The sequence below is a fragment of the Mesorhizobium sp. M2A.F.Ca.ET.037.01.1.1 genome (assembly GCF_003998075.1).
In the GTDB taxonomy this organism is placed as follows: domain Bacteria; phylum Pseudomonadota; class Alphaproteobacteria; order Rhizobiales; family Rhizobiaceae; genus Mesorhizobium.
On the sequence record NZ_RZSA01001488.1, the window covers coordinates 1 to 1025 of the forward strand.

1 protein-coding gene is annotated in these 1025 nt (G+C 64.4%); it reads left to right on the forward strand.

Annotated elements, in window-relative coordinates:
• On the forward strand, positions 1 to 592 hold a 592-nt coding region (locus tag EOA27_RS37795), incomplete at its 5' end, for a HutD family protein (protein WP_245491364.1).
• Between the last annotated feature and the right edge of the window lie 433 nt (positions 593 to 1025).

The following is a 1025-nucleotide window of genomic DNA, read 5'->3' on the forward strand; positions in this document are numbered from 1 at the left end:
CCGCGATCTCGGTGGTCGTGCCGCCGATTACCGCGTCATGCCGTGGAAGAATGGCGGCGGCACGACCACCGAGATCGCGGTTTCGCCCGACGGCGCCGGGCTCGACGATTTCGACTGGCGCGTCTCCATGGCCCGCGTCGAAACCAGCGGGCCGTTCTCCAGCTTCGCCGGCATCGACCGCACGCTGTCGGTGCTGGAAGGCGAGGGGATTGTCCTCGACATTGCCGGCCGGGCGCCGGCGCGGCTTACCGCTGACTCGGCGCCGCTCGCCTTTGCGGGCGATGTGCCGACCAGCGCCGCGCTGATCAGTGGCCCGATCACCGATCTCAACGTCATGACCCGCCGTGGCCGCATGGCCCATGGCGTCGAGCGCATGCCGCTCTCCGGCGAGATTCGCATCTCGCCGCGCGCCGACAAGACGCTGGTTCTGGCAGCCAACGCAGGCTTCAGGCTTCTCACAGACGATGCGCCGAGCCTCGGACCGCTCGATACGCTGATCCTCGATCGCCACAGCCCGGAATTGCGGCTCCAGCCTCAGGGGCAGGGGCTGCTTTTCGTGATCGCGCTCGATCGCCTTGCCGCCAACCATTAACGGCTGTTGCCAAACATGATCGCGGCGCGGGCGAATTATCGCCCGGCCCCTTGCATGTATCACGAAAAAGCCTGATTCCTTGCCCTGATCCAACCGGGGGCGAAGAGCGAGGGGCGTTAGCCCACGAGCTGTCGAAAGGGCACGCCCCTGTTGTGGTGCGCAGAACAAACTTTCGGCCGATCAGTCATGCAACCAATTGCAATTGAACCGGTTTTAGGGCCATTGCCGTGGCGGTGACGCCGCATTGCGCCCCCGCTTACGGAATTTTCAATGAACATTCAGACCAATCCCAACAAGATCGAACAGACAAGCGCCGGCTTCCCGTTGGTGACGGAAGCGCCGATACGCTCCAATTTCCTCCCTGAGGACAGGCTGCGCGCCTTGGGCGTCGCTTTAGCCAAGGGCGAGGTCAAGGACCTGTTCGGCCTCGCCC